The following is a 22,244-nucleotide window of genomic DNA, read 5'->3' on the forward strand; positions in this document are numbered from 1 at the left end:
GCCCTTCGGTGCCTTCACCTGTCCTGCCTAATTTCGGCCTTGCACGATGACGGATCGCGCCCGACGGGACGCGTCCGCATCGCCCATTCTTCGCACGCCGCCGAATTCAGGACGGCGGCTCCTGGAAGGAACTCCCTCAAGTGAAGCTTCAGCGCAAGAACCGGCGGGCTCTCGCTCTCGGCGCTCTCGCCGTCTCCGGCGCCCTGGCCCTCACGGCGTGCGGCTCCGACGACACCGGCAACACCGGCGGCGACTCCACCTCGACCGCCAAGGCCGGCAACATCGACTGTGGCGACGCCTCCGGCCAGCTGCAGGCCTCCGGCTCGTCCGCGCAGAAGAACGCGATCGACGCCTGGGTCAAGCAGTACATCGCGGCCTGCAAGAGCGTGCAGCTCAACTACAACCCGACGGGTTCGGGCGCCGGCGTCACCGCCTTCCTTCAGGGTCAGACCGCATTCGCCGGTTCGGACTCCGCGCTGGAGGCCGAGGAGATCACCGAGTCCAAGAAGACCGCGTGCACGGGCGGTGGCCAGGCCATCGACCTGCCCATGGTCGTCGGCCCGATCGGCGTCGGCTACAACGTGCCGGGTGTCGACAGCCTCGTCCTGGACGCCCCGACCCTCGCCAAGATCTTCGACAGCAAGATCACCAACTGGAACGACGCGGCGATCAAGAAGCTGAACCCCGAGGCGAAGCTTCCCGACCTCAAGATCCAGGCCTTCCACCGCTCGGACGAGTCCGGCACCACGGACAACTTCACCAAGTACCTGGGTGCCGCCGCGCCCAGCGACTGGAAGTACGAGCACAGCAAGTCGTGGGAGGCCAAGGGCGGCCAGTCCGCCTCCGGCTCCTCCGGTGTGGCGCAGCAGGTGACCCAGACCGCGGGTGCGATCTCCTACATGGAGCTCTCGTACGTGAAGGACGGCATGAAGGCCGTCAAGATCAAGACGGGTGCCGCCGAGCCGGTCGAGGCCACCACCGACAACGCCACCAAGTCCATCTCCGAGGCCAAGGTCGTCGGCACGGGCAAGGACCTGGCGCTGGAGCTGAACTACACGCCGAAGGCCGAGGGCGCCTACCCGATCACCCTGGTCACGTACGAGATCGTCTGTGACAAGGGCAACAAGGCGGAGACCCTCCCCGCCGTCAAGTCCTTCCTCTCCTACATCGCCTCCGAGGACGGCCAGGGCGTGCTGACCGAAGCCGGTTACGCCCCGGTCCCCGACGAGCTGATCACGAAGGTCCGCAGCACCGTCTCGGGCCTGAGCTGACCTGAGTGCGGCCCGCTCCACACGGGAGCGGGCCGCACCGTCCGGTGCACCGCCGCCAGGAGCCGCCGCCCACCCGCTTCGGCTCCGCTCGAGAGTCGTCGGACCCGACGGCTCCGCAGACCGGAGAACCCGATGGATATATCAACAAAGAGCACTGCGTCTCCCCCCACACCTGAGCCGCTCCCGACCGAGCAGAAGCGCGCCGCCCGCGGCGCCACCCGCCCCGGAGACCGGATCTTCCTCGCGCTCTCCCGCGGGTCCGGCATCTTCCTGCTGGTCGTCATGGCGGCCATCGCCGTCTTCCTCAGCCTGCGCGCCGCCCATGCGATCAGCAGGGACGAGGCCAACTTCTTCACCACCTTCGAGTGGAACCCCACCGCGTCCCCGCCGGAGTTCGGCATCGCCGTCCTGGCCTTCGGCACCGTCGTGTCGTCGATCATCGCGCTGGCCATCGCGGTCCCGGTCTCCCTCGGCATCGCCCTGTTCATCACGCACTACGCCCCGCGCAAGCTCGGCGGCCCCATCGCGTACGTGATCGACCTGCTCGCCGCCGTGCCGTCCATCGTCTACGGCCTGTGGGGCGCCCTCGTCCTGGTGCCGAACCTGGTCGGCCTGTACGGCTGGCTGGACGAGTACCTCGGCTGGACCGGCATCTTCGAGTGGAGCGGCGGCGCCCCGCGCGCGCTGCTCACCGTCGGCGTCCTGCTCGCGATCATGATCCTGCCGATCATCACGAACGTGAGCCGTGAGATCTTCCGCCAGGTCCCGCAGATGCACGAGGAGGCCGCCCTGGCCCTCGGCGCCACGCGCTGGGAGGTCATCCGGATGTCGGTCCTCCCCTACGGCCGCTCCGGTGTCATCTCCGCGTCGATGCTGGGCCTCGGCCGCGCGCTCGGCGAGACGATGGCGGTCGCCATGGTCCTGTCGCCGACCTTCGACATCAACGCCAGCCTGCTCGACCCGGGCGGCGGCACCTTCGCCCAGAACATCGCCAGCAAGTTCAACGAGGCCACCACCGACGGCCGTGACGCGCTGATCGCCTCCGGTCTGGTGCTCTTCGTCATCACCCTGCTGGTCAATGGCACCGCCCGCATCATCATCGAGCGGCGCAAGGAGTTCTCGGGGGCCAACGCATGAGCAACGCAACTCTCTCCGACCAGCGCCCCAACAGCCTCAAGGGCGCCACGCTGCCCAAGTGGTTCGGCTGGGCCGTCGCCGCGGGCTCGGTCGCTCTCGGCCTCGGCATCAGCGCGGCCGCCGGGCTGGACAGCAGCATCCAGTGGGCCCTGATCGCCTCGCTGCTGTTCGTCATCGGGTCGTACGGCATCTCGGCACGCGTCGAGGGCCGCCGGCAGGCGAAGGACCGCACGGCCACCAGCCTGATCTGGGTCGCGTTCCTGCTCGCCGTCATCCCGCTGGCCTCGCTCATCTACGAGACCATCGAGCGCGGTGTGAAGGTCCTCGACGGCTACTTCCTCAGCCACTCGATGGGTGTGGTCTCCGACACCGAGCCCGGCGGCGGCATCTACCACGCCCTCCTCGGCACCCTGGAGCAGGTCGGCATCGCCACGGTGATCTCCGTGCCGATCGGTGTGCTGACCGCCATCTACCTGGTCGAGTACGGCCGCGGCAAGCTCTCCAAGGCCATCACCTTCTTCGTCGACGTCATGACGGGCATCCCGTCGATCGTCGCGGGTCTGTTCATCCTCAGCCTGTGGATCGTGATCCTGGACATGGGCTACTCCGGCTTCGCCGGCTCGATGGCCCTGTCCATCCTGATGCTGCCGGTGGTCGTCCGCTCCACCGAGGAGATGCTCAAGCTCGTCCCGAACGAGCTGCGCGAGGCCTCGCTGGCGCTGGGCGTGCCCAAGTGGCGCACCATCCTCAAGGTGGTCCTGCCGACCTCCATCGGCGGTATCACCACGGGTGTGATGCTCGCCGTCGCGCGTATCACCGGTGAGACCGCTCCGCTGCTGCTGCTGGTGTGGGTGACGAACTTCATCAACGCCAACCCGTTCAAGGACCCGCAGGGTTCGCTGCCGGTTTACATCTACCTGCAGTTCGCGAACAGTGGTGGTCAGGGTCCGGCGTACGACCGTGCCTGGGCGGCGGCTCTGGTGCTCATCGCCTTCATCATGATCCTCAACCTGGTGGCTCGCGGGATCGCCCGCTGGAAGGCACCGAAGACGGGCCGCTAGCCCGTCGATTTGCGGCTACCGCCGCGTGTGGCCGATCAGCGACCCGAACCCCCTCGAAAGAAGCAGTGATTCACATGGCCAAGCGCATCGATGTCAGCGGCCTCAACGCCTACTACGGTTCCTTCCTGGCCGTCGAGGACATCTCGATGACCGTCGAGCCCCGTTCCGTCACCGCCTTCATCGGCCCCTCCGGCTGCGGCAAGTCCACCTTCCTGCGCACCCTGAACCGGATGCACGAGGTCACGCCGGGCGGCCGAGTCGAGGGCAAGGTGCTGCTCGACGACGAGAACCTGTACGGCACCGGAATCGACCCGGTGGCCGTACGGCGTGAGGTCGGCATGGTCTTCCAGCGGCCGAACCCCTTCCCCACCATGTCCGTCTACGACAACGTCGCGGCCGGCCTGCGCCTCAACGGCAAGTACAAGAAGTCGCAGCTGGACGAGGTCGTGGAGAAGTCCCTCAAGGGCGCGAACCTCTGGAACGAGGTGAAGGACCGCCTGAACAAGCCCGGTTCCGGCCTCTCCGGCGGCCAGCAGCAGCGTCTGTGCATCGCGCGGGCCATCGCGGTGGAGCCCAAGGTCCTGCTGATGGACGAGCCCTGCTCGGCCCTGGACCCGATCTCCACGCTCGCCATCGAGGACCTGATCGGCGAGCTGAAGGAACGCTTCACGATCGTCATCGTGACGCACAACATGCAGCAGGCGGCGCGCGTCTCGGACCGCACGGCCTTCTTCAACCTCGCCGCCGTCGGCCAGCCCGGCAAGCTGATCGAGATAGACGACACGGAGCGCATCTTCTCCAACCCGTCGGTCCAGGCCACGGAGGACTACATCTCCGGCCGCTTCGGCTGATCCGCCGCCAGGCGACACAAACCCCTCGCGGTGCTGCATGGCGGTGCCACCGCGAGGCAGATAAAGGGCCCGCCCCCTGGCTTCCAGGGGGCGGGCCCGTCTCTGTTATGCGGAGGCGTCTCGGGAGCCGGCCTCGGGAGCCGGCCTCGGAAGGTGGCTTCGGAAGGTGGCTTCGGAAAGCGCCGCCTCTCACCGCCTCCTTACCGCCGTCTCAACCCCCCAGATGCCCTTCCGCGTCCGTCCGCGCCAGACTCCGCGCGCGTCTCGCCGGCCCTCGCCAGCCGCAGCTGCACTGGGCTGTGCAGAAGGGGCCCTTCTCCACCGTCGTCGTGCGGTGGTCGAAGGGGTCGCCGTGATTTCGGGAAGAGGTCGGTCCGTCCTGCTGCGCCACACCGACAACGTTACCCAGGGCAAGTAAGCGCAACGCCCCCGCGTGCGTGACGAGGGCACCTACCCGTCGTTAACCGGAACGACAGGGGGCCCGTGACGGACGTACCGGCTGGGGGTAGGCAGGCGATGACGGAGCGGCAGCAGCACAAGCCGAGGCGCGGGGCCGGCGTTGCGGCTGGGGTCCTGTGTATCTGTCTGGCGGGCAGCGGGTGCGCGGATCTCGGCGCCGCCGCCGAGGACGCGCGCGAGGGCGAGGCCGTGCAAACCGTGCGGAGCGCCGCCGACGCGCTCGTCGGCGCCCGGAGCTCCAAGACCCGTACCTCCATGGAGATGGCCACCGGCGGCACCCGCGTCACCATCCGCGGCGAGGGCGTGTACGACTTCCGCAAGCAGCTCGGGGAGCTGAAAGTCCTGCTGCCGCAGGATCCCGCCGGCACCCCCGACCACCGGCCGATCAGGGAACTCCTCGCTCCCGGGGCCCTGTTCATGAAGAACCGAGGCGCCGGCGTGCCCACCGACAAATGGGTGCGCGTCGAGACGCGGTCCCTCTCCGACGGCAACCTCGTCACCGGCGGGGCCACCGATCCGTTCGCCGCCGCCGAGGTGCTGCGCGGGGCGCGGACGGCGACGTATGTGGGTGAGGACGAGATCGCCGGTACGCCGGTGCGGCACTACCGGGGCACCGCTGACCTGGGGATTGCCGCTCAGGGCGCGTCCGACGGGAACAAGGGACCGCTGGCGGCGGCGGCGAAAGGGTTCGCCACGGATCAGGTGCCGTTCGACGTCTACCTCGACGAGTCCGGCCGGATCCGCAAGGTCCGGCACCGGTTCAGCTTCGTCAACGGACAGCAGAACAACGCCGTCGCCGTGGCCTCGACGACCTTGCTGTACGACTTCGGGGCCCCCGTCGACGTACGGCTGCCGGACGGCGACGACATCTACGCGGGCAAGATCGCCGAGGAGTGAGGGCCGGCGTATGCGTGCGTGACGGGCGTCGAGAACTAGCCCGTCCGTGCCATGCGCGGCGTGTAGGCCGCTGCCTACTCTAGGAAGTCGGTAACGGCAGAGAAGAGGTGATGCACGTGGCTCCGGTCGGCGGTACGGCAGTTCAGGACCACGTCGCCCTCGCCGAGATCGAGCTGTGCGGAGAGCTGATCATCGCGGCGTCGACCGCCCGCGAGGACCGGCTCAGCCTGGAGAGCATCGACGAGGTGCTGCGAGTCGCGGAGGAGAGGGACCTGTCGGGCGAGTGAGCATTCTCAGCCACTCCCAGGTCCGCGGCAGTCGTTCTCAGGCCGGCAGCCGTCGCTCTCAGGTCCGCAGCAGTCGCCCGATCGCCTTGGTCGCTTCCTCCACCTTGGCGTCGATCTCCCCACCGCCCTTGAGGGCCGCGTCGGCGACGCAGTGGCGGAGGTGCTCCTCCAGCAGTTGCAGGGCGAAGGACTGCAGGGCCTTGGTGGAGGCGGACACCTGCGTGAGTATGTCGATGCAGTAGACGTCCTCGTCGACCATCCGCTGCAGGCCACGGATCTGGCCCTCGATCCGGCGCAGGCGCTTGAGGTGCTCGTCCTTCTGCTTGTGGTAGCCGTGGATGCCGCGGTCGTGGTCGGTCACGACGGCGGATGTGTCCTCCGCCTCGGAGGGCGCGCCCGCGCCGGCCTCGGTGGTCGTCATCGCGTCCTCCAGACGTAGACCGCTTCACATACCCCTACTGGGTATATCGTACCGAACTTTGCTGGGTATAGGGCCTGTGGCCGACGCCGCGAACGACCGCTGGACTGGACCACCGGGCAGCCCCCGTGCCGACCACTGTGCCCGATGGGCGACACTGGAGGACGGCCCATTAGCCGTGGCCGGATGATGCGCCTAGCATCAGCCTGACCGAAACCGATGCTTCTTGAGGACCCCACGTGCGATTTCGTCTGACCCCCCGGGAGACGAGCTTCTACGACATGTTCGCCGCATCCGCGGACAACATCGTCACGGGCTCGAAGCTCCTGATGGAACTGCTCGGGGCGGACACCGCCGGCCGGGCCGAGATCGCAGAGCGTATGCGGGCCGCGGAACACGCAGGTGACGACGCCACACACGCGATCTTCCACCAGCTGAACTCCTCGTTCATCACGCCGTTCGACCGCGAGGACATCTACAACCTCGCGTCCTGCCTCGACGACATCATGGACTTCATGGAGGAGGCCGTCGACCTGGTCGTCCTCTACAACGTCGAGGAACTGCCCAAGGGCGTCGAGCAGCAGATCGAGGTGCTGTCGCGCGCGGCCGAGCTGACGGCCGAGGCGATGCCGAACCTGCGCACGATGGACAACCTCACCGAGTACTGGATCGAGGTCAACCGCCTCGAGAACCAGGCCGACCAGATACACCGCAAGCTCCTCGCCCACCTCTTCAACGGCAAGTACGACGCGATCGAGGTCCTCAAGCTCAAGCAGATCGTGGATGTGCTGGAAGAGGCGGCGGACGCCTTCGAGCATGTGGCGAACACGGTGGAGACCATCGCCGTCAAGGAGTCCTGAGAACCACCCATGGACACCTTTGCGCTGGTCGCGACCATCGGAGTCGCGCTCTTCTTCACGTACACCAACGGCTTCCACGACTCCGCGAACGCGATCGCGACATCCGTGTCGACGCGCGCGCTGACGCCGCGGGCCGCGCTGGCGATGGCCGCGGTGATGAACCTCGGTGGTGCCTTTCTGGGGTCCGGCGTCGCCAAGACGGTCAGTGAGGGCCTGATTCAGACACCCGAGGGCTCGAAGGGAATGGGCATTCTCTTCGCGGCACTGGTGGGCGCGATCACCTGGAACCTCGTCACCTGGTACTTCGGCCTACCGTCGTCCTCCTCGCACGCCTTGTTCGGCGGCATGGTGGGAGCGGCGCTGGCCGGCGGGACGACGGTGTACTGGAGCGGCGTCCTGGAGAAGGTCGTCATCCCGATGTTCGTGTCGCCGATCGTCGGCCTGTGCGCGGGCTACCTGGTGATGACGGCCATCATGTGGATCTTCCGACGCGCCAACCCGCACAAGGCCAAGCGTGGCTTTCGTATCGCACAGACGGTCTCGGCCGCCGGAATGGCCCTCGGGCACGGCCTTCAGGACGCCCAGAAGACGATGGGCATCGTGGTGATGGCTCTGGTCATCGCCGACGTCGAGGACTACGGCGACCCGATCCCGGTGTGGGTCAAGATCGTGTGCGCCGTGATGCTGTCACTCGGCACCTACGCCGGCGGCTGGCGCATCATGCGCACCCTCGGCCGCAAGATCATCGAACTCGACCCGCCACAGGGCTTCGCCGCGGAGACGACCGGCGCGTCGATCATGTTCACCACAGCCTTCCTCTTCAAGGCCCCGATCTCCACGACCCACGTCATCACCTCCGCGATCATGGGCGTGGGCGCGACAAAGCGGGTGAACGCCGTGCGGTGGGGCGTGGCCAAGAACATCGTCATGGGTTGGTTCATCACCATGCCGGCAGCGGCGGCGGTGGCAGCGGCGGCCTTCGGCCTCGTGAACCTGGCGTTCTTGTAGACGCCGCCCGGGAGGGGGACCCGGCCGGCGGGGACCCGGTCCGCGATCCGAGAGCCCGCGGCCCTCGCGCGGCTACGGTGACGGCGGCGGCGTTCGTGGTCGTGCACCCGACGTTCGCATCCGCGCCGGGAGGTCACGGAGGCCGGGAAGTCACGGAGGCCTGGCGTTCGATCTCGGCCGGCTTCACCTCTCAACGCCGGACCAGGCACTTCAGCCCGTCTGGGGGTGCCCCCTCTGGGGGAGTTTGAGGACGAGGCCGTTCAGGCCGACGGGGGTCCAGGGGCGGAGCCCCCTGGCGGGGTCGAAGGGGCGGAGCCCCTTCAGGATGGGACGGGTAGGGGCGGCGGGGGCGAGAATCCCCAGGCCCGCACACGAACGACCACCGCACCATGGAACCCCGACCCCCGCCACCCCGTCTCGTTCCACGTAACCCCCAGGAGGCGACATGGAACGGCGTACCTTCATCGGCGGCGGCGCAGCAGCCCTCACCGCCCTGGCAGCGACCGCCTGCAACGGCAACTCAGACACAGGCGCAGGCTCCGGCACGGGCGCAGACACAGGCGCAGACACGGGCACCCGCACCCAAACCACCGCCACCCGCTCCACCACCGCCTCCGCCGCCACCCCCGCCAACTGGACCGCCCTGGCCCGAGACCTCGACGGCCGCCTCATCCGCCCGGGCGACGCCGACTGGAAGTCGGCCCACCAGCTCTACAACACCCGCTTCGACTCTCTGAAACCCGCCGCGGTCGCCTACGTCGCCCACCCCGACGACATCCGCACCACCCTCGCCTACGCCCGAGCCCACAACCTCCACGTCGCCATCCGCAACGGCGGCCACTCCTACGCCGGCTGGTCCTCCGGCAACAACCGCCTGATCATCGACGTCTCCAAGCTCAACCGCATCCGCGCCTCGGGCAACACCGCGGTCGTCGGCGCCGGCTCCAAGCTCATCGACGTCTACCGAGCCCTCGCCGCAAAGGGCGTCACCATCCCCGCCGGCTCCTGCCCCACCGTCGGCGTCTCCGGCCTCACCCTCGGCGGCGGCCACGGCGTCACCTCCCGCGCCTACGGCCTGACCTGCGACAGCCTCACCCAGGCCACCCTGATAACCGCCGACGGCAAGCAGCTCACCGCCAACGCCACCACCCACAAGGACCTCTTCTGGGCCCTGCGCGGCGCCGGCAACGGCAACTTCGGCGTCGTGACGGAACTGCAGTTCAAGACCCACCCCGCCCCCCAGGCCGTCACGGCGTACATGACCTGGCCCTGGTCGAAGGCGGCCGCGCTGATCAAGGCCTGGCAGGAGTGGGGCCCGACCCAGCCCGACGAGATCTGGTCGGCCCTGAGCATCTCGAACCACGCGGGCGGCACCCCCACCATCTCCGTCGCCGCGTTCTGCCTGGGCACCTACGGCGAACTCCAGAACGCGGTGGACCGCCTGGCCGACCGCCCCGGCGGCCCCGGCCCCGCGAGCAACGTCGTCCTCAAGCGTCGTTCGTACAAGGAGTCGATGGAGCTCTACGCCGGCTGCTCGTCGTTCTCCACCGACGCGCAGTGCCACCTCCCCGGCTCCACCCCCGGCCGCTCCCCCCAGGGCGCCCTGCACCGCGAAACGTATACGGCGAAGTCGGACTTCTTCGACCACTCCCTCTCCTCCGCGGGCATCCAGACCCTGCTGAAGCAGATGCAGTCGGTCCGCGGCGGCTCCGGCAGCATCGCGCTCACGGCCCTCGGCGGAGCCGTCAACCGGGTCTCCCCCACCGCGACCGCCTTCGTGCACCGCCGCTCCCGCATCCTGGCCCAGTACATCGCCGCCTGGCGCGCCGGCACGACGGGCTCCACGGCCCAGGCCTGGCTGAAATCGGCCCACGACGCGATGCGGCCGTACGCCTCGGGCGCCGCGTACCAGAACTACACCGACCCGACCCTGGGGGACTGGCGCAAGGCGTACTACGGGGACGCGGCGACGCGCCTCGCGAAGTTGAAGAGGCAGTACGACCCGCAGGGCTTCTTCACGTACCCGCAGGCGCTGTAGCCGTCACAGGGAACCAAAAAGCCTCAGGCCTGCAGGGAACGGGAAAGCCTCGGGCCTGCGGGGAACGGGAAAGCCCCAGGCCTCCGCCCTAAGCCGCGAGGTCCCGCTCCTCAGCCCCCGCCGACTCCTTCCGAGCCCCCGGAATCAACGCGTCCTGCCCACCCGCCCGGGACAGCCCCCGCGACCTGATCAGCCACCCACCCCTCGGCGACCGCTCGATCGCGGCCATCACGGGCGTCAGCAGAGCCATGGCCAGCGGCGACAGCAACAGCGCGACAGCCGTACCGAGCGCGAACCCACCGACGACATCGGTCGGATAGTGCACACCCATGTAGACCCGGCAGAACCCTTCGAGCAGAGCGAGCCCGATCCCGACCAGCCCGAACTTCCGGTTCGCGACGAACAGCCCGACCCCCAGGGCCATGGCGATCGTCGCGTGATCACTCACGAACGAGTAGTCGGTCTTGCCGGACACCAGGACTTCGAGCCCCTGGTGATCGTTGAACGGCCGAGGCCGCTCGACGAACCCCCGTATGGGCACATTCACGAGCACCGCGATCGCTGCGGCGAGCGGCGCCCACACGAGCGCGGCCACCGAGGAGGCGGCGTCCTCCGCGCCCCGCCGGCGCACGGACCACCAGCACCACACCACGAGCAGGACCATGGCGAGCACCAGCCCGTACTCACCGACGTACTCCATGACCCGGTCGAACCAGCGCGGCGCGTCCTTGGCCAGGCCATTGATGTCGTAGAGCAGATCGACGTCGGGGTTCGACCCGGATTCTGCGAGTCCAGCCATGATGCCGCGGCCCCTTCGTCGTCTCTCCGGCGCATCTTGCGTACGCCGCTCCGCCCACCCCCGTGGGTTGTGATCCGGCTACTACACCAGGAACGCACGGCTCCTGTTGATACGTTCCACACTCCACTGAATGATCACGCAGACGTTATCGAAGAGATACCCATCGCTGCAGCTCAGGGGGTGGGTTCACGCTCCGTCTACACGGCCGTGGGCAGCGCTTTCGCGCCATCTTCGGTAACCCGCGTAGCCCCGAAGTAGTCGGGGGTGTCGATCGGGTCGAACCGGATCACAGCACCCGTTCTCGGCGCGTCAATCATGTACCCGCCACCGACATAAATCCCGACATGCCGGATGGCCCGGGAGTTGGTGAGGTCGTCCGAGAAGAACACCAGATCCCCGGGCAACAACTCGTCCCGGTCAGGATGCGGCCCCGCGTTGTACTGATCATTGGCGACCCGCGGCAACTCGATCCCCACACTCTCGTACGCGGCCTTCGTCAACCCCGAACAGTCGAACCGCCCACCGTCCTCAGCAGTACCGTCACCGCCCCAGAGGTAGAGCGTGCCGAGCTTCTTCTGCGCGTAGTAGATGGCACTGGCGGCCTGCTTGCTGGGGTCGACACGGGTGACGGGGGCGGCGAAGCTCTTCTCCAGAGTCGTGATCGTCTTCACGTAGTTCTGGGTCTCCTTGTACGGCGGCACGCCCCCGTACTTGATGACCGCGTACGCCCCCGCGTTGTAGGACGCGAGCATGTTCCGCGTCGGGTCGCCGGGAACGTCCTTCACATACGAGGCGAGCTTGCAGTCGTACGACGCGGCCGACGGAATCGCATCGTTCGGATCCCATACGTCACGGTCGCCGTCGCCGTCGCCGTCCACGCCGTGCGTGGCCCAGGTGCCCGGGATGAACTGCGCGATACCCTGCGCGGCCGCCGGGCTCTGGGCCTTCGGGTTGAACCCGCTCTCCTGGTACAGCTGGGCGGCGAGCAAGGCCGGGTTGATCGCGGAGCACATGTTGCCCCACTTCTGCACGAGCGCCTGATACGCGGCCGGCACAGCCCCCTTGGCAAGGGTCTTGGCCCCGCCGCCCACCCCGTTGGCGAGGTTTCCGGCGACGATGTACACCCCGACGACGAGCAGCATCACGAAGCTGAGCCCCGCCGCGACAGCGGCACCCGCCACGATCCATGCCTTACGCACCGTCAACCGCCCCTCGCCCGCCGGGAGTCCGCCCGCGCCAGTTTAGGAGCTTCCCACGCGGAACCCGTGGCAACCGATGCTCTCGTAGTTCGTCGGACTGCCCAAGACGTGGTAGAAGACGACCGTCCAGTCACCCGGGTCGTTGGCGACGGGAATCGCCTCATACGTCTTGCCCGAGGCCGTGTGCTCCTGGAAGTCGTCGGGATAGACCAGTTCGACGTCCCTGCCGTCCTTCCAATGCCTGAAGATGTCCTGCGGTTTGCTGGTGTAGCCGATCCCCTTGCTCGGGAACTGGTACGGCATGCCCGTGTCCGGATCGATGTCGTGCGGCGGTTTCACACCGACCGACACGTAGTAGGGGGCGGGCTTCTCGGTCTGCATTTCCGCGTACTTGAACCGGAAGGAGATCTTCGCCCGCTGTCGGACGTTCCCACCGTCGGGATCTTCGGCATCGGTGGCGCTGTACTGAAGCTCCATCGGCGCACTGACCGCACCGACCTGCTTGCACTCCCCGCGCCCCGCCGCCGCATCGTAGGGATCGTCGGAGAGGGTCCAGTTGTCGACGGAGACCTTGTTGTTCACGATGTACTCCGGGACCTTCCGCGAAGCGGCCGTGCCACTCGCGGACGGCGAAGCCGACTCACCACCGCCCCGCGCCTCCGAGCCGCCCTGCCCGTCCTGGCCGTCCTGGCCGTCCTGCAGCGTCCGCACCGCCACGGCGGTCCCCGTCCCGACCACCACGGCGACGGCCAGGGCCACGATCCAGGGGGTACGCCGGGACCGGGGCCGCTCCGGTGCGGCCGTCGGCGCCGAGGCCGCGAGCATCGGGACGTAGGCCGGAACGGCCGTCGGCACATAACCGGGCCCGGCCGTCGGCGGATACACCGGCGGCGTCGGCGCCCCGTGCCCCCGTGGCACCAGCCCGGCCGCCACCGCCGCCTGGAGGTCCTGCGGTACCGCCTCGGCATCGCCGCTGAGCCGCCCGTAGAACGGATCCTCGGCAAGCGCGGAGGACACCGCACAGCGCGCGATGACCGCGTCCAACCCCGGCCGCCCGGCGGGGTCCTTGGCCACGCACTCCGATATGAGCCCGGCCAGTTCCGGCTCTACGCCTGCGAGGTCGATGTCCTCGTGCACCACCCGGTACGACACCGCATGGGTGGGCCCGGAACCGAACGGCGGACGGCCCGTCGCCGCGTACGCGAGCGTCGCCCCGAGCGCGAACACATCCGCGGCCGCCCCCACCTGATTGCTGATCAGCACCTCGGGCGCGGTGTACCCGGGCGTCCCCGGAGTGAGCCCCGTCTGCGTCAGGGCCGTGTCCGCCGCGCCACGGGCGATCCCGAAATCGATGAGCAGCGGCCCCTGTGGCGAGAGGATCACGTTCTGCGGCTTGAGGTCCCGGTGCGTCACGCCGTACCCGTGCACACTGGCCAAGGCCTCGGCCAGAGCCGCGAACAGCCGCCGCGCGCTGTCGGCCGGCAACACCCCCCGCTCCCCCACAGCCTTCCCGAGCGTCGGCCCCGCCACATACTCGGTCGCCAGCCAGTACGGCGCGGTATCCAGCGACGCATCGATCAGGTTCGCCGTATACGCGCTCCGTACAGCCCGCACGGTCTCGACCTCCCGCCGGAACCGCGCCAGCGCCTCCGGATGGTCGGTGATCTCGTCCCGGATCACCTTGATCGCCACCAGCCGCCCACCCGGCGACCGAGCCAGATAGACCTGCCCCATACCGCCCGCTCCAAGCCGAGCGAGCAGCGTGTACGCGCCTATGTGCGCGGGATCCCGATCCTTCAGTGCGTCCACCGAACTGACCTTGCCACAGAGATCAGTTCGACGGGGAACCCCTTTCCGCCTCCCGGTACAGCTTGGCCGCCTCCGCCCCGAACACCACACTGAACGACACGTCCGCCGTCGCCCCACCCCCGTCGTGCCCGCCCAGCACCCCGACAACGGCCCCGTCCCCGTTCACCCAAGGGCTTCCGCTGGTCCCCCCGCCGAAGCCGGGACAGGCAACGCGCTGCTGCGTACGGGACTGAAGGCCCGGCTTGTCGGTGCAGCTGATCGGCGCTTCCCGGGAGTTGAGGTACCCGGTGACCGTCACCGCCGTAGCCCCGGTGGCCGTACCCGTGGCGAACCGATTGCCACCGACCACCTCCTCGACGCCTTCCCCGCCACCGCGCTCCTCCACGACCCCGAACGCCACGTCACTGTCCTCGTCCCGACCCTTCACCCACCTCTCCGGCATGAACCACCTCCCGACCTTCCACACCCCGTACGGCGCCTCGCCGTCCCGGTACCCGGGCACGAACACGAGCGCCTCCGTCCTGTCCTTCAGGCAGTGGGCGGCGGTGACGACGAGGTTCCGGTGCGGGCTGTGCACGACGGACGCGGTGCAGAAGTGGCCGCCGCCCAGGTGGGCACGGCGGTCGGCCGGGAACAGCGCACCGACCCGCGCGCTCCGAGCCGTCGCCACGGCGAACGCGGTCACCCCGAAGGGACCGGTACCTGCGTCGGCGGCCGCGGCGGAGGCCGAGGTGAGGGCGAGCAGGAGGCTGGCGGCGTACAGGGGGAGACGGGAGGGCCGGGCGTTGGGGGAGGTCCGGGCGATGCGCTTCATCGCGGGCCACTGTGACCCACGAAGGTGAGAGAAGCGTCAGAGTTCGTCCGGCCGAGTGCCGTACCCGGGAAATTCATCACAGTGGGCCACCCCGCCGACACTCCGCCCACAGCAACTTCCCGCTCCCGAGGCCCCCGGCTCCCGCAACACCGAGACGCCGGTCGCGTCCGCGCAGGCCCGCACGAGATGCAGACCACGACCGTGCTCCGCGTCGTACGGCGGCACCCCCTCGGACGCACCCTCGACTTCGAAACCCGGGCGGAACCCTCGGGTCGGTGTCCCATACGGCGACCCGCAGGCGACCGATTCCATCGGACGGACACGGAGGGCGTAGGGGCCGGCGGTGTGGCGGTGCGCGTTGGCGAGGAGTTCGGCGGCCAGCAGTTCGGCGGTGGGGGTGACGTCGGTGAGGCCATGGGCGGCGAGGACGGTGCGCAGGGTTGCGCGGGCGATCCCCGGTGCGCGTGGATCGTGTGGGAGTTGAAGGGTGTAGGACCAGGACGGGGATACGGTGGCCATGGAAGTCTCCGATCACGGTGGGGAGTTGGGTGGTGACCCAGTGGCGGTGCCGCCCCGTCGGGCGGTGCACTTCTGGGCGAGGGCGCCTGCACAGGAATTTAGCGGCAAGTTGTAAGTTGTTAGACCCTGATGCCTGAACGGCTTCTATGTTCATGCGTGTGGGTGACAAAGGAGTCGAACGTTGGCCATGAGAAGCACGCCCACCGGCCGTCAACTCCGGCTGGGGGCCGAGCTGCGCAAGCTGCGCGAGCGCGCGGGTCTGACCTCGACACAGGCCGCGCAGCTTCTCGGAATCAAGCAGAACCAGGTCAGCAACATCGAGGCAGGCCGCCACGGCGTGAGCCCTGACCGGCTGCGCACCATCGCCTGCCACTACGACTGCCCGGACAAGGACCTCATCGAGGCGCTCGCCGCCATGACGCCCGACCGCAAGCGCGGTTGGTGGGAGGAGTACCGCGAGATCCTGCCCACGGGGCTGCTGGACCTGGCCGAACTCGAATATCACGGCACCGCTCTGCGCACCGCCCACACGTCGGGCATCCCGGGCCTTCTCCAGACCCTGGACCACGCTCGTGAGGTGTTCCGTCAGGTCGTGCCCGAGCTCTCACCCCCCGAGGTGGAGCACCGCGCCTCCTTCCGGCTCAAGCGCCAGGCGGTGCTCTTCCGGAAGGTCCCCGTCCCGTATCGGGCGATCATCCACGAGGCTGCCCTGCACATGAGGTTCGGCGGGCGGGACGTCGCCGGACAGCAGCTGAAGCACCTGCTCAAGATGAGCGAGCACCCCAACATCTCGATCCACGTCATCCCGTTCGACGCCGGTGGTTACCCCGGAGCCGGCCAGCCCATCTACTACGTCCACGGAGCCGTACCGCAGCTGGACACCGTCCAACTCGACCAGTCGCACGGCATCGTCCTGCTGGACGCCGAGGCTCAACTCGACAAGTACCGGATGGTCCTGGATCGCCTGACGGCCCTCAGCCTGATCGAGCTGGAATCACGCGCCCTGATCCACCACATCATCCGGTCCCTCTGAGAGGCAGACATGACCAGTACCCCCTGGCAGAAGTCCTCGTACTGCGGCGAAGGCGAGTCCTGCGTCCACGTCGCCGCCACCCCCACCGAAACGATCCACCTAACCGAAAGCAGCGACCCCACCGGCGCGATACTCACGGCCACCCCGGCCACCTTCCACGCCCTCCTGACCACCCTCAAGAAAGAAACCCCCCGTGCCTGACATCCCCCCGAACCTCACCTGGGAACGTGCCGCCCCGCCGGAGGCGACCGGCCCGGGCCCCTGGATCGAGATCGCCTTCGGCGAAGGGGACGACGGCGACGCCCCCGTCTACATCCGCGAGACCACCGCCCCGGACAACGTGGTCACCACCAACCGCCGCAAGTGGGACGCCTTCGTACTCGGCGTACAGGCAGGCGAGTTCGACCACTTCGTGGAGTGACGATGCCGTCGGCCTCGTTACCCGGCGGGTAATCGATGCCGGCGGGCCCGCGTGCCACGATCGTGAGCACAACGCGAGAACACGGAGCCCGACCGACCGGAAGGACGCCATGCCCGCCTACGCGATAGCCCACCTCCGGGACGCCACCCCGCACCCGGAGATCGCCGAGTACATCGAGCGCATCACCGCCACCTTCGAGCCGTACGGCGGCCGCTTCCTCGTGCACGCCACGCCGCACGAGACGAAGGAGGGCAGTTGGCCCGGGGGCGTCGTGGTGATCGGTTTCCCCGGGATCGCCGAGGCGCGGGCGTGGTGGAACTCGCCCACCTACCAGGAGATCGCACCCCTGCGCGCCCGGCACATCGAGGGCGACATCATCCTGGTCGAAGGCGTCGCAGAGGACTACGACCCGGCCACGACGGCGAAGGCCATGCGGGAGACGCTGACCGCCGAGTAACACTCAGGGATCCACGGACCGGCAGATCCAACCGACCAACAGGGGGAACAAACAACCATGAGACGGACCAGTCGAGCCCTGACCATGACGGCACTGGCGGCCTGCGGGCTGGCCGGCCTCGGCGCGGCGCCCGCCGCCGCGTCGGGCGATGTCCTGCTGCCTCATCCCGGGCCGGAGGGCCTGGTGTGGGTGGAGGAGTGGACGGGGGACGGCGGTGTCGTGTCGGCGGGCGTTTGGGAGAGCCTGCCGACCGTGCTCACCGTGGCGTGCGAGGGGGGCGGCGAGGTGCGGGTGACCATGCGGTCGCAGGACTCCGAGGTCGCCGCGTTCTCCGTCGACTGTCCGGCCGGGAAGGCCGGGGTGGGCTCGGTGACCATGGACCCCGGCGTGGTGCGCGCCGGTTCCTTCCAGGTGGACGTCGACGCATCGGCTGACGACATCCGGTGGGCACTGACCGTGACGCAGCCGGAGTCGTGACCCGGGCGAAGCAGGCCAAGTAAGCCAAGCAGGCGAGGCAGCCCGAAGCAGGCCAAGCAACCGTGGCGCCGGGCGGCGCAGCGACCTACCTCTCGGCCGCCACCCGGCCCTGACCCGCCGGGCCCACCTGCTCCGTCGGACCCACCTGCTCCGCCGGCCAGCTCACCCGCGTCAGCTCCTCCGACACCGTCCACAAGCGCCGCGCCACCCCCGCGTCACTCGCCGCCGCACTCCGCCCCACCAGCGTCGGCGCACCCCGCATCTCACCGAGCCCGTCCGGGCCGACGTAGCTCGCGCCGGGCAGATCCTGGGTCGCCGCGTACAGCGTGGGCAGCGCCCCCGCCCTGTCGTCCTGCGCGAAGAACCTGTTGCCGATCTTCATGAACCCGCGCATCACCGGGTTCGCCGCGTGGCTCTGGAGGTTGGTGGCGGCGTAGCCGGGATGGGCCGCCAGGGCACGAACCGGGGAGCCCGACTCCGTCAGCCGCCGCTGGAGTTCCAGCGTGAAGAGCAGGTTCGCCAGCTTCGACTGGGCGTACACGCGCTGCGGGTTGTAGTCGGACGAGAAGTCGAGGTCCTCGAAGCGGATCCGCGCATCGCCCCAGCGGTGGGCGCCGGACGACACCGTCACCACGCGGTCCGTGACGTACGGCAGCAGCAGGTTCGTCAGCGCGAAGTGCCCCAGATGGTTCGTGCCGAACTGCATCTCGAAGCCGTCCGCCGTCCGCTGCTGCGGCACCATCATCACGCCCGCGTTGTTGATCAGCAGATCCAGCGGCCGCCCCTGCCAGCCGTCCGCGAACTCCCGTACGGAGGCCAGATCCGCCAGGTCCAGGCGCCGCACCTCCGTGCTGCCGTTCACCGTCGCCGCCGCTGCCCGGCCCCGCTCCAGGTCCCGTACGGCGAACACGACGTGCGCGCCCGCGCGGGCCAGCGCGTCGGCCGCGGTGAGGCCGATACCGCTGTTGGCGCCGGTGACGACGGCCGTGCGGCCGGCGAGGTCGGGGAGGCGGGCAGCGTCCCACGCCTCCTTGGTCATCTGCTTCCTCTGCTTCATCTGCCTCATCCGCTCCGTCTGCGTCGTCTGCTCCTCAGCCATGAAGCCGAATGTAGGCGCCGACAACAATGCTGTCAATGACAACAATGCTGACGTCGTCAACAAAGATGTCACCGCCAACATCAAGCTACGATGTCCACATGCCCGAGAGCCGCCCCTACCACCACGGAGACCTGCGCGCCGCCCTGCTCGCGGCAGCGGAACGCACCCTGCGCGAGAAGGGCGTCGGCTCCCTCTCACTGCGCGAACTGGCCCGCGAGGTCGGCGTCAGCCATGCCGCACCAGGCCGGCACTTCAAGGACAAGCAGACCCTGCTCAACGCCCTGGCCCTGGCCGGGTACGAGCGGCTCGCCCAGGCACTGAACGGCGCCGACGACCCCGCACTCCCACTGGAGCCGCGCCTCACCGCCCTCGCCCGGTCCTACCTCGGCTTCGCCATCGACCACGCCGAGCTCCTGGAGCTCATGTACGCCCGCAAGCACGACCCGGCCGCCTCCGAGCAGATGGCGGCGGCCGTCGAGCAGACGGTCGGCAGCCTCGAACGGGTCCTCGCGGACGCCCAGAAACGCGGCGAGATCGTCGAGGGCGACCCCGAGGAACTCAACCTCGTCACGGGCGCAGCCCTCCACGGCGTGGCCGGCTTCATCGCAGCCGGCTGGCTGACCCCGGAAGCGGCCCTGGCCGGCGTGGAAGGCCTGGTCCACCACCTGCTGCACGGCCTGAAGCCCCGCTGACGATCACCTTCAACGTACGTAAGCGGCAACGCCCTCAGGGGCGCGGGGCTGTGCCGACCTGCGGCTCCGCCACGGGGGCGTGACCCGCCACGACCCGGCCGCCGTTCCGCGAGCGCCGCCCCGAGGACGAGCGCTCGGTCGCCATCCGCCCCACCGAGGCCGACCCCGGCTCAACAGGACACCCTGGCCAAGCAGTCGTCGCCCCGCCTGATCACCACGAACGTCACGGAGAACCGAGGTCAAGCCCAGGCCATCCCCCGCCCATCCCCGCGCCATCCCCCACCCATCCGTGCGCCATTGATCAGCAATCTCCAACACCCCTGAGCAATAGGGAAGTCAGGATTCCGAAACTCATCTTGTTGTCACGTACTCAACAAGCGACAGTCGTCGGCGGGCCGCCGCCCCCGCCGGGAACCGCACCGGTGGACCCCCCACCCGCAGGCCTCTTCACCCACGCACAGGAGGCTGTACGTTGCGTACGACGACCCCCAACTCCCCCACGACCCGCGGCAGATGGCACCGCCTCACCTCAACGGCCGCCACCGCGGCCGCGACCGCCGCACTCGTCCTCACCGGACTCGGAAGCGTAGGCACCGCGACCGCCGCGACCACCGCGACCGCCACGCGGCAGAACACCCCCACCACCACGAAGGTCACCTGGACCGCCACCCCCTGCGCCACGCCCAAGCGCAAGGGCGACCTGGCCTGCAACTCGGTCCGCGTGACCGGCGGTACCACCGCCTTCGAGAAGCAGCGGGCGGCCAAGAGCGGCAAGACTCCCAAGGCCGGTGACGCCACCACCCCCTCCGGCTACGGGCCGTCCGACCTCCAGGACGCCTACGGCCTGACGTCCGCCGCCGCCTCCAACGGCGACGGCGAGACCATCGCGATCGTCGACGCGTACGACGACCCGAACGCCGAGGCCGACCTCGCCACGTACCGCTCGCACTACGGCCTTGCCGCCTGCACGACCGCCAACGGCTGCTTCAAGAAGGTCGGCCAGACCGGCTCCACGACCTCCCTCCCCTCCGCCGACAGCGGCTGGGCCCAGGAGATCTCCCTCGACGTCGACATGGCGAGCGCCGCCTGCCCGAACTGCAACATCCTGCTGGTCGAGGCATCCTCCGCGTCCATGGAGAACCTGGGCGCAGCAGTGAACGAGGCGGTCAAGCTGGGCGCCAAGTACGTCTCCAACAGCTACGGCGGCTCGGAGTCCTCCTCCGACGCCTCGTACGACTCCACCTACTTCAACCACCCGGGCGTCGCCATCACCGTCAGCGCCGGCGACTCGGCCTACGGCGCCGAGTACCCGGCCGCGTCCCGCTACGTCACCGCCGTGGGCGGCACGAAGCTGTCCACCTCCTCCACGTCCCGTGGCTGGACGGAGAGCGTGTGGAAGACGAGCAGCACCGCAGGCACCGGCTCCGGTTGCTCCTCGTACGACGCGAAGCCCAGCTGGCAGACCGACAGCGGCTGCGGCAAGCGCATGATCGCGGACGTCTCGGCCGTCGCGGACCCGGCGACCGGCGTCTCGGTCTACGACTCCTACGGCGTCACCGCCGGCTGGTACACCTTCGGCGGCACGAGCGCCTCGGCACCGCTCATCGCGGGCGTCTACGCCCTCGCGGGCACCCCGTCCAGCGGCTCCTACCCGGCCCAGTACCCGTACGCGGCCGCCGGCACGTCCGCCCTCAACGACGTCACCTCCGGCAACAACGGCACCTGCTCGACGTCGTACTTCTGCACCGCCGGTTCCGGCTACGACGGCCCCACCGGCTGGGGCACCCCGCAGGGCCTGGGCGCCTTCACCGGCTGACCCTCCGTCACCACCTCTGACAGCAACGGGCCACGGCACCCCGCCGTGGCCCGTTGGCCATGCCGGGATAGCCTTCACCCGCAGAACACGGGCACGACCACTCACCCGACCGGCCGTCAGAAACGGCCCCCGGCGTGAAGAGAGGTAACGACGGAACCACACGACAGGTTCCGCTCAGGCCTCATTGCCCGGGGTGACCTGCCGTGATACACAGAGTGACCATACGAGGTATTCGTACGAATCCCGCCCATCAATGACGCCAAGTCGACATCCGGCAGCGCCATTGTCGGCGAGAATGAGGCCTGACCTCTGCGCACCGCAGGGGACTGCGGAACTACCCAACAGGGGCGGTGACTTACATGCTGTTTGCGGCCGACAAGGGCGACATCAACACCATCATCGGCGGGATCGCTCCGGACTGGGGCCCCTTCGGCAGCCTGGGTAACGAGGCGAAGGTGATGATCGAGGTCGTGATGGCGGTGGCCATCCTGCTCTGCCTCGGCATCGCCATCTGGGGGGCGGCCAAACAGCGCATCGGCGCCACGGCGCTGCGCGACACGTTCAGCGCCGAGCAGGGCAAGGGCCTGATCATCGCCGGCCTGACGGGCGTCTTCATCATCGGCTCACTGGGCACACTGTTCACCATCGTGTACGGCATGGCCGTCTAGGCGGCCGCGTCCCCTCCGTCCGCTCCGGGCACGCCCGGTCCCTCCAGTCCCCCACCCACCCGTCGTGCCCACCGGCTGAGGTTGCGTTTCCCTGATGTCGAGTCAACACACCGCGCCCACACGGGCACCAGCACGGCTACCGTCGTACTCCTAC

Annotated in this window: 25 protein-coding genes; 17 read left to right on the top strand and 8 right to left on the bottom strand. The window is 69.0% G+C overall.

The features are described from left to right. The first annotated feature begins 140 nt into the window (after positions 1-140). From pstS to pstB, 4 genes are all read left to right on the top strand, one after another. The gene (pstS, locus tag AB5J49_RS22250) at positions 141-1,271 is read left to right on the top strand and encodes a phosphate ABC transporter substrate-binding protein PstS (protein ID WP_369170380.1); all 1,131 of its coding nucleotides are present in this window, start codon (positions 141-143) and stop codon (positions 1,269-1,271) included. A 132-nt stretch (positions 1,272-1,403) separates the two neighbouring features. Then, complete coding sequence (gene pstC / locus AB5J49_RS22255) at positions 1,404-2,408, top strand: phosphate ABC transporter permease subunit PstC (RefSeq protein WP_369170381.1); 1,005 nt, start codon at positions 1,404-1,406, stop codon at positions 2,406-2,408. Continuing rightward, positions 2,405-3,469 (top strand): phosphate ABC transporter permease PstA, encoded by a 1,065-nt coding sequence (gene pstA / locus AB5J49_RS22260; RefSeq protein ID WP_369170382.1) that lies wholly within the window; start codon positions 2,405-2,407, stop codon positions 3,467-3,469. The genes pstC and pstA overlap by 4 nt, the downstream gene beginning before the upstream one ends. Positions 3,470-3,543: 74 nt before the next feature. Beyond that, positions 3,544-4,320, top strand: coding sequence for a phosphate ABC transporter ATP-binding protein PstB (gene pstB / locus AB5J49_RS22265; protein WP_369170383.1), 777 nt, complete (start codon positions 3,544-3,546; stop codon positions 4,318-4,320). A gap of 211 nt (positions 4,321-4,531) precedes the next feature. On the opposite strand, the gene AB5J49_RS22270 is transcribed toward pstB, so the two are convergent. Next, a complete protein-coding gene (locus AB5J49_RS22270) occupies positions 4,532-4,711 on the bottom strand; it encodes a hypothetical protein (RefSeq protein WP_369170384.1) in 180 nt (59 codons plus the stop codon). Between the two features lie 125 nt (positions 4,712-4,836). Between AB5J49_RS22270 and AB5J49_RS22275 the strand changes: the two genes are divergently transcribed. Together AB5J49_RS22275 and AB5J49_RS22280 are read left to right on the top strand one after the other, a co-directional pair. Continuing rightward, a complete protein-coding gene (locus AB5J49_RS22275; protein ID WP_369170385.1) occupies positions 4,837-5,676 on the top strand; it encodes a hypothetical protein in 840 nt (279 codons plus the stop codon). A gap of 110 nt (positions 5,677-5,786) precedes the next feature. Beyond that, a complete protein-coding gene (locus tag AB5J49_RS22280; protein ID WP_369170386.1) occupies positions 5,787-5,963 on the top strand; it encodes a hypothetical protein in 177 nt (58 codons plus the stop codon). A 58-nt stretch (positions 5,964-6,021) separates the two neighbouring features. On the opposite strand, the gene AB5J49_RS22285 is transcribed toward AB5J49_RS22280, so the two are convergent. Further along, a complete protein-coding gene (locus AB5J49_RS22285; protein ID WP_369170387.1) occupies positions 6,022-6,384 on the bottom strand; it encodes a metal-sensitive transcriptional regulator in 363 nt (120 codons plus the stop codon). Between the two features lie 236 nt (positions 6,385-6,620). On the opposite strand from AB5J49_RS22285, the gene AB5J49_RS22290 reads away from it, so the two are divergent. From AB5J49_RS22290 to AB5J49_RS22300, 3 genes are all read left to right on the top strand, one after another. After that, positions 6,621-7,241, top strand: coding sequence for a DUF47 domain-containing protein (locus AB5J49_RS22290; RefSeq protein ID WP_128432358.1), 621 nt, complete (start codon positions 6,621-6,623; stop codon positions 7,239-7,241). Between the two features lie 9 nt (positions 7,242-7,250). Continuing rightward, entirely contained in the window at positions 7,251-8,249 is a 999-nt protein-coding gene (locus AB5J49_RS22295; protein WP_369170388.1) for an anion permease, read from the top strand. 445 nt (positions 8,250-8,694) lie between these two features. Continuing rightward, on the top strand, positions 8,695-10,287 hold the full coding sequence (locus tag AB5J49_RS22300) for an FAD-binding oxidoreductase (RefSeq protein WP_369170389.1): 1,593 nt from the start codon (positions 8,695-8,697) through the stop codon (positions 10,285-10,287). An 88-nt stretch (positions 10,288-10,375) separates the two neighbouring features. On the opposite strand, the gene AB5J49_RS22305 is transcribed toward AB5J49_RS22300, so the two are convergent. The 5 genes from AB5J49_RS22305 to AB5J49_RS22325 form a co-directional block, all read right to left on the bottom strand. Beyond that, a complete protein-coding gene (locus AB5J49_RS22305; protein ID WP_369170390.1) occupies positions 10,376-11,086 on the bottom strand; it encodes a phosphatase PAP2 family protein in 711 nt (236 codons plus the stop codon). Between the two features lie 197 nt (positions 11,087-11,283). After that, positions 11,284-12,291: an NlpC/P60 family protein gene (locus AB5J49_RS22310; protein ID WP_369170391.1), complete on the bottom strand. Its 1,008-nt coding sequence runs from the start codon at positions 12,289-12,291 to the stop codon at positions 11,284-11,286. 36 nt (positions 12,292-12,327) lie between these two features. Continuing rightward, positions 12,328-14,094, bottom strand: coding sequence for a serine/threonine-protein kinase (locus AB5J49_RS22315; RefSeq protein ID WP_369170392.1), 1,767 nt, complete (start codon positions 14,092-14,094; stop codon positions 12,328-12,330). A 22-nt stretch (positions 14,095-14,116) separates the two neighbouring features. Then, positions 14,117-14,908, bottom strand: coding sequence for a serine protease (locus AB5J49_RS22320; RefSeq protein ID WP_369170393.1), 792 nt, complete (start codon positions 14,906-14,908; stop codon positions 14,117-14,119). A gap of 36 nt (positions 14,909-14,944) precedes the next feature. Further along, positions 14,945-15,427, bottom strand: coding sequence for an ATP-binding protein (locus AB5J49_RS22325; RefSeq protein WP_369170394.1), 483 nt, complete (start codon positions 15,425-15,427; stop codon positions 14,945-14,947). 187 nt (positions 15,428-15,614) lie between these two features. Here AB5J49_RS22325 and AB5J49_RS22330 point away from each other — a divergent pair, with 187 nt between their 5' ends. From AB5J49_RS22330 to AB5J49_RS22350, 5 genes are all read left to right on the top strand, one after another. After that, a complete protein-coding gene (locus AB5J49_RS22330; RefSeq protein ID WP_369170395.1) occupies positions 15,615-16,460 on the top strand; it encodes a helix-turn-helix domain-containing protein in 846 nt (281 codons plus the stop codon). A gap of 9 nt (positions 16,461-16,469) precedes the next feature. After that, positions 16,470-16,661, top strand: a complete 192-nt coding sequence (locus AB5J49_RS22335) for a DUF397 domain-containing protein (RefSeq protein WP_369170396.1) — start codon at positions 16,470-16,472, stop codon at positions 16,659-16,661. Continuing rightward, the gene (locus AB5J49_RS22340; protein ID WP_369170397.1) at positions 16,654-16,881 is read left to right on the top strand and encodes a DUF397 domain-containing protein; all 228 of its coding nucleotides are present in this window, start codon (positions 16,654-16,656) and stop codon (positions 16,879-16,881) included. Before AB5J49_RS22335 ends, AB5J49_RS22340 begins: the two co-directional genes overlap by 8 nt. Before the next feature lie 109 nt (positions 16,882-16,990). Then, positions 16,991-17,338 carry a DUF1330 domain-containing protein gene (locus AB5J49_RS22345; RefSeq protein ID WP_369170398.1) on the top strand — a complete coding sequence of 116 codons (348 nt, stop codon included), beginning with the start codon at positions 16,991-16,993 and terminating at the stop codon, positions 17,336-17,338. 57 nt (positions 17,339-17,395) lie between these two features. After that, on the top strand, positions 17,396-17,815 hold the full coding sequence (locus AB5J49_RS22350; protein ID WP_369170399.1) for a hypothetical protein: 420 nt from the start codon (positions 17,396-17,398) through the stop codon (positions 17,813-17,815). Between the two features lie 85 nt (positions 17,816-17,900). Here the strand turns inward: AB5J49_RS22350 and AB5J49_RS22355 are convergent, their stop codons facing one another. Next, positions 17,901-18,854: an oxidoreductase gene (locus tag AB5J49_RS22355; protein ID WP_369175218.1), complete on the bottom strand. Its 954-nt coding sequence runs from the start codon at positions 18,852-18,854 to the stop codon at positions 17,901-17,903. Positions 18,855-19,012: 158 nt separating this feature from the next. Between AB5J49_RS22355 and AB5J49_RS22360 the strand changes: the two genes are divergently transcribed. The 3 genes from AB5J49_RS22360 to AB5J49_RS22370 all read left to right on the top strand — a co-directional run bounded on the left by AB5J49_RS22360 (position 19,013) and on the right by AB5J49_RS22370 (position 22,090). Then, on the top strand, positions 19,013-19,606 hold the full coding sequence (locus tag AB5J49_RS22360) for a TetR/AcrR family transcriptional regulator (protein ID WP_369170400.1): 594 nt from the start codon (positions 19,013-19,015) through the stop codon (positions 19,604-19,606). A gap of 472 nt (positions 19,607-20,078) precedes the next feature. Next, the gene (locus AB5J49_RS22365; RefSeq protein ID WP_369170401.1) at positions 20,079-21,422 is read left to right on the top strand and encodes a peptidase S8; all 1,344 of its coding nucleotides are present in this window, start codon (positions 20,079-20,081) and stop codon (positions 21,420-21,422) included. A gap of 359 nt (positions 21,423-21,781) precedes the next feature. Next, complete coding sequence (locus tag AB5J49_RS22370) at positions 21,782-22,090, top strand: hypothetical protein (RefSeq protein WP_003991275.1); 309 nt, start codon at positions 21,782-21,784, stop codon at positions 22,088-22,090. Positions 22,091-22,244: the final 154 nt, after the last annotated feature.

This window comes from Streptomyces sp. R28, assembly GCF_041052385.1.
In the GTDB taxonomy this organism is placed as follows: domain Bacteria; phylum Actinomycetota; class Actinomycetes; order Streptomycetales; family Streptomycetaceae; genus Streptomyces.

What these genes read in the sequence shown, in the direction of transcription:
- pstC (WP_369170381.1), top strand. Translation starts at nt 1,404, where the DNA reads ATGGATATATCAACAAAGAGCACTGCGTCTCCCCCCACACCTGAGCCG.
- pstA (WP_369170382.1), top strand. Translation starts at nt 2,405, where the DNA reads ATGAGCAACGCAACTCTCTCCGACCAGCGCCCCAACAGCCTCAAGGGC.
- pstB (WP_369170383.1), top strand. Translation starts at nt 3,544, where the DNA reads ATGGCCAAGCGCATCGATGTCAGCGGCCTCAACGCCTACTACGGTTCC.
- AB5J49_RS22275 (WP_369170385.1), top strand. Translation starts at nt 4,837, where the DNA reads ATGACGGAGCGGCAGCAGCACAAGCCGAGGCGCGGGGCCGGCGTTGCG.
- AB5J49_RS22280 (WP_369170386.1), top strand. Translation starts at nt 5,787, where the DNA reads ATGCACGTGGCTCCGGTCGGCGGTACGGCAGTTCAGGACCACGTCGCC.
- AB5J49_RS22285 (WP_369170387.1), bottom strand. Translation starts at nt 6,384, where the DNA reads ATGACGACCACCGAGGCCGGCGCGGGCGCGCCCTCCGAGGCGGAGGAC.
- AB5J49_RS22295 (WP_369170388.1), top strand. Translation starts at nt 7,251, where the DNA reads ATGGACACCTTTGCGCTGGTCGCGACCATCGGAGTCGCGCTCTTCTTC.
- AB5J49_RS22300 (WP_369170389.1), top strand. Translation starts at nt 8,695, where the DNA reads ATGGAACGGCGTACCTTCATCGGCGGCGGCGCAGCAGCCCTCACCGCC.
- AB5J49_RS22305 (WP_369170390.1), bottom strand. Translation starts at nt 11,086, where the DNA reads ATGGCTGGACTCGCAGAATCCGGGTCGAACCCCGACGTCGATCTGCTC.
- AB5J49_RS22320 (WP_369170393.1), bottom strand. Translation starts at nt 14,908, where the DNA reads ATGAAGCGCATCGCCCGGACCTCCCCCAACGCCCGGCCCTCCCGTCTC.
- AB5J49_RS22325 (WP_369170394.1), bottom strand. Translation starts at nt 15,427, where the DNA reads ATGGCCACCGTATCCCCGTCCTGGTCCTACACCCTTCAACTCCCACAC.
- AB5J49_RS22330 (WP_369170395.1), top strand. Translation starts at nt 15,615, where the DNA reads ATGAGAAGCACGCCCACCGGCCGTCAACTCCGGCTGGGGGCCGAGCTG.
- AB5J49_RS22335 (WP_369170396.1), top strand. Translation starts at nt 16,470, where the DNA reads ATGACCAGTACCCCCTGGCAGAAGTCCTCGTACTGCGGCGAAGGCGAG.
- AB5J49_RS22345 (WP_369170398.1), top strand. Translation starts at nt 16,991, where the DNA reads ATGCCCGCCTACGCGATAGCCCACCTCCGGGACGCCACCCCGCACCCG.
- AB5J49_RS22350 (WP_369170399.1), top strand. Translation starts at nt 17,396, where the DNA reads ATGAGACGGACCAGTCGAGCCCTGACCATGACGGCACTGGCGGCCTGC.
- AB5J49_RS22355 (WP_369175218.1), bottom strand. Translation starts at nt 18,854, where the DNA reads ATGACCAAGGAGGCGTGGGACGCTGCCCGCCTCCCCGACCTCGCCGGC.
- AB5J49_RS22360 (WP_369170400.1), top strand. Translation starts at nt 19,013, where the DNA reads ATGCCCGAGAGCCGCCCCTACCACCACGGAGACCTGCGCGCCGCCCTG.
- AB5J49_RS22370 (WP_003991275.1), top strand. Translation starts at nt 21,782, where the DNA reads ATGCTGTTTGCGGCCGACAAGGGCGACATCAACACCATCATCGGCGGG.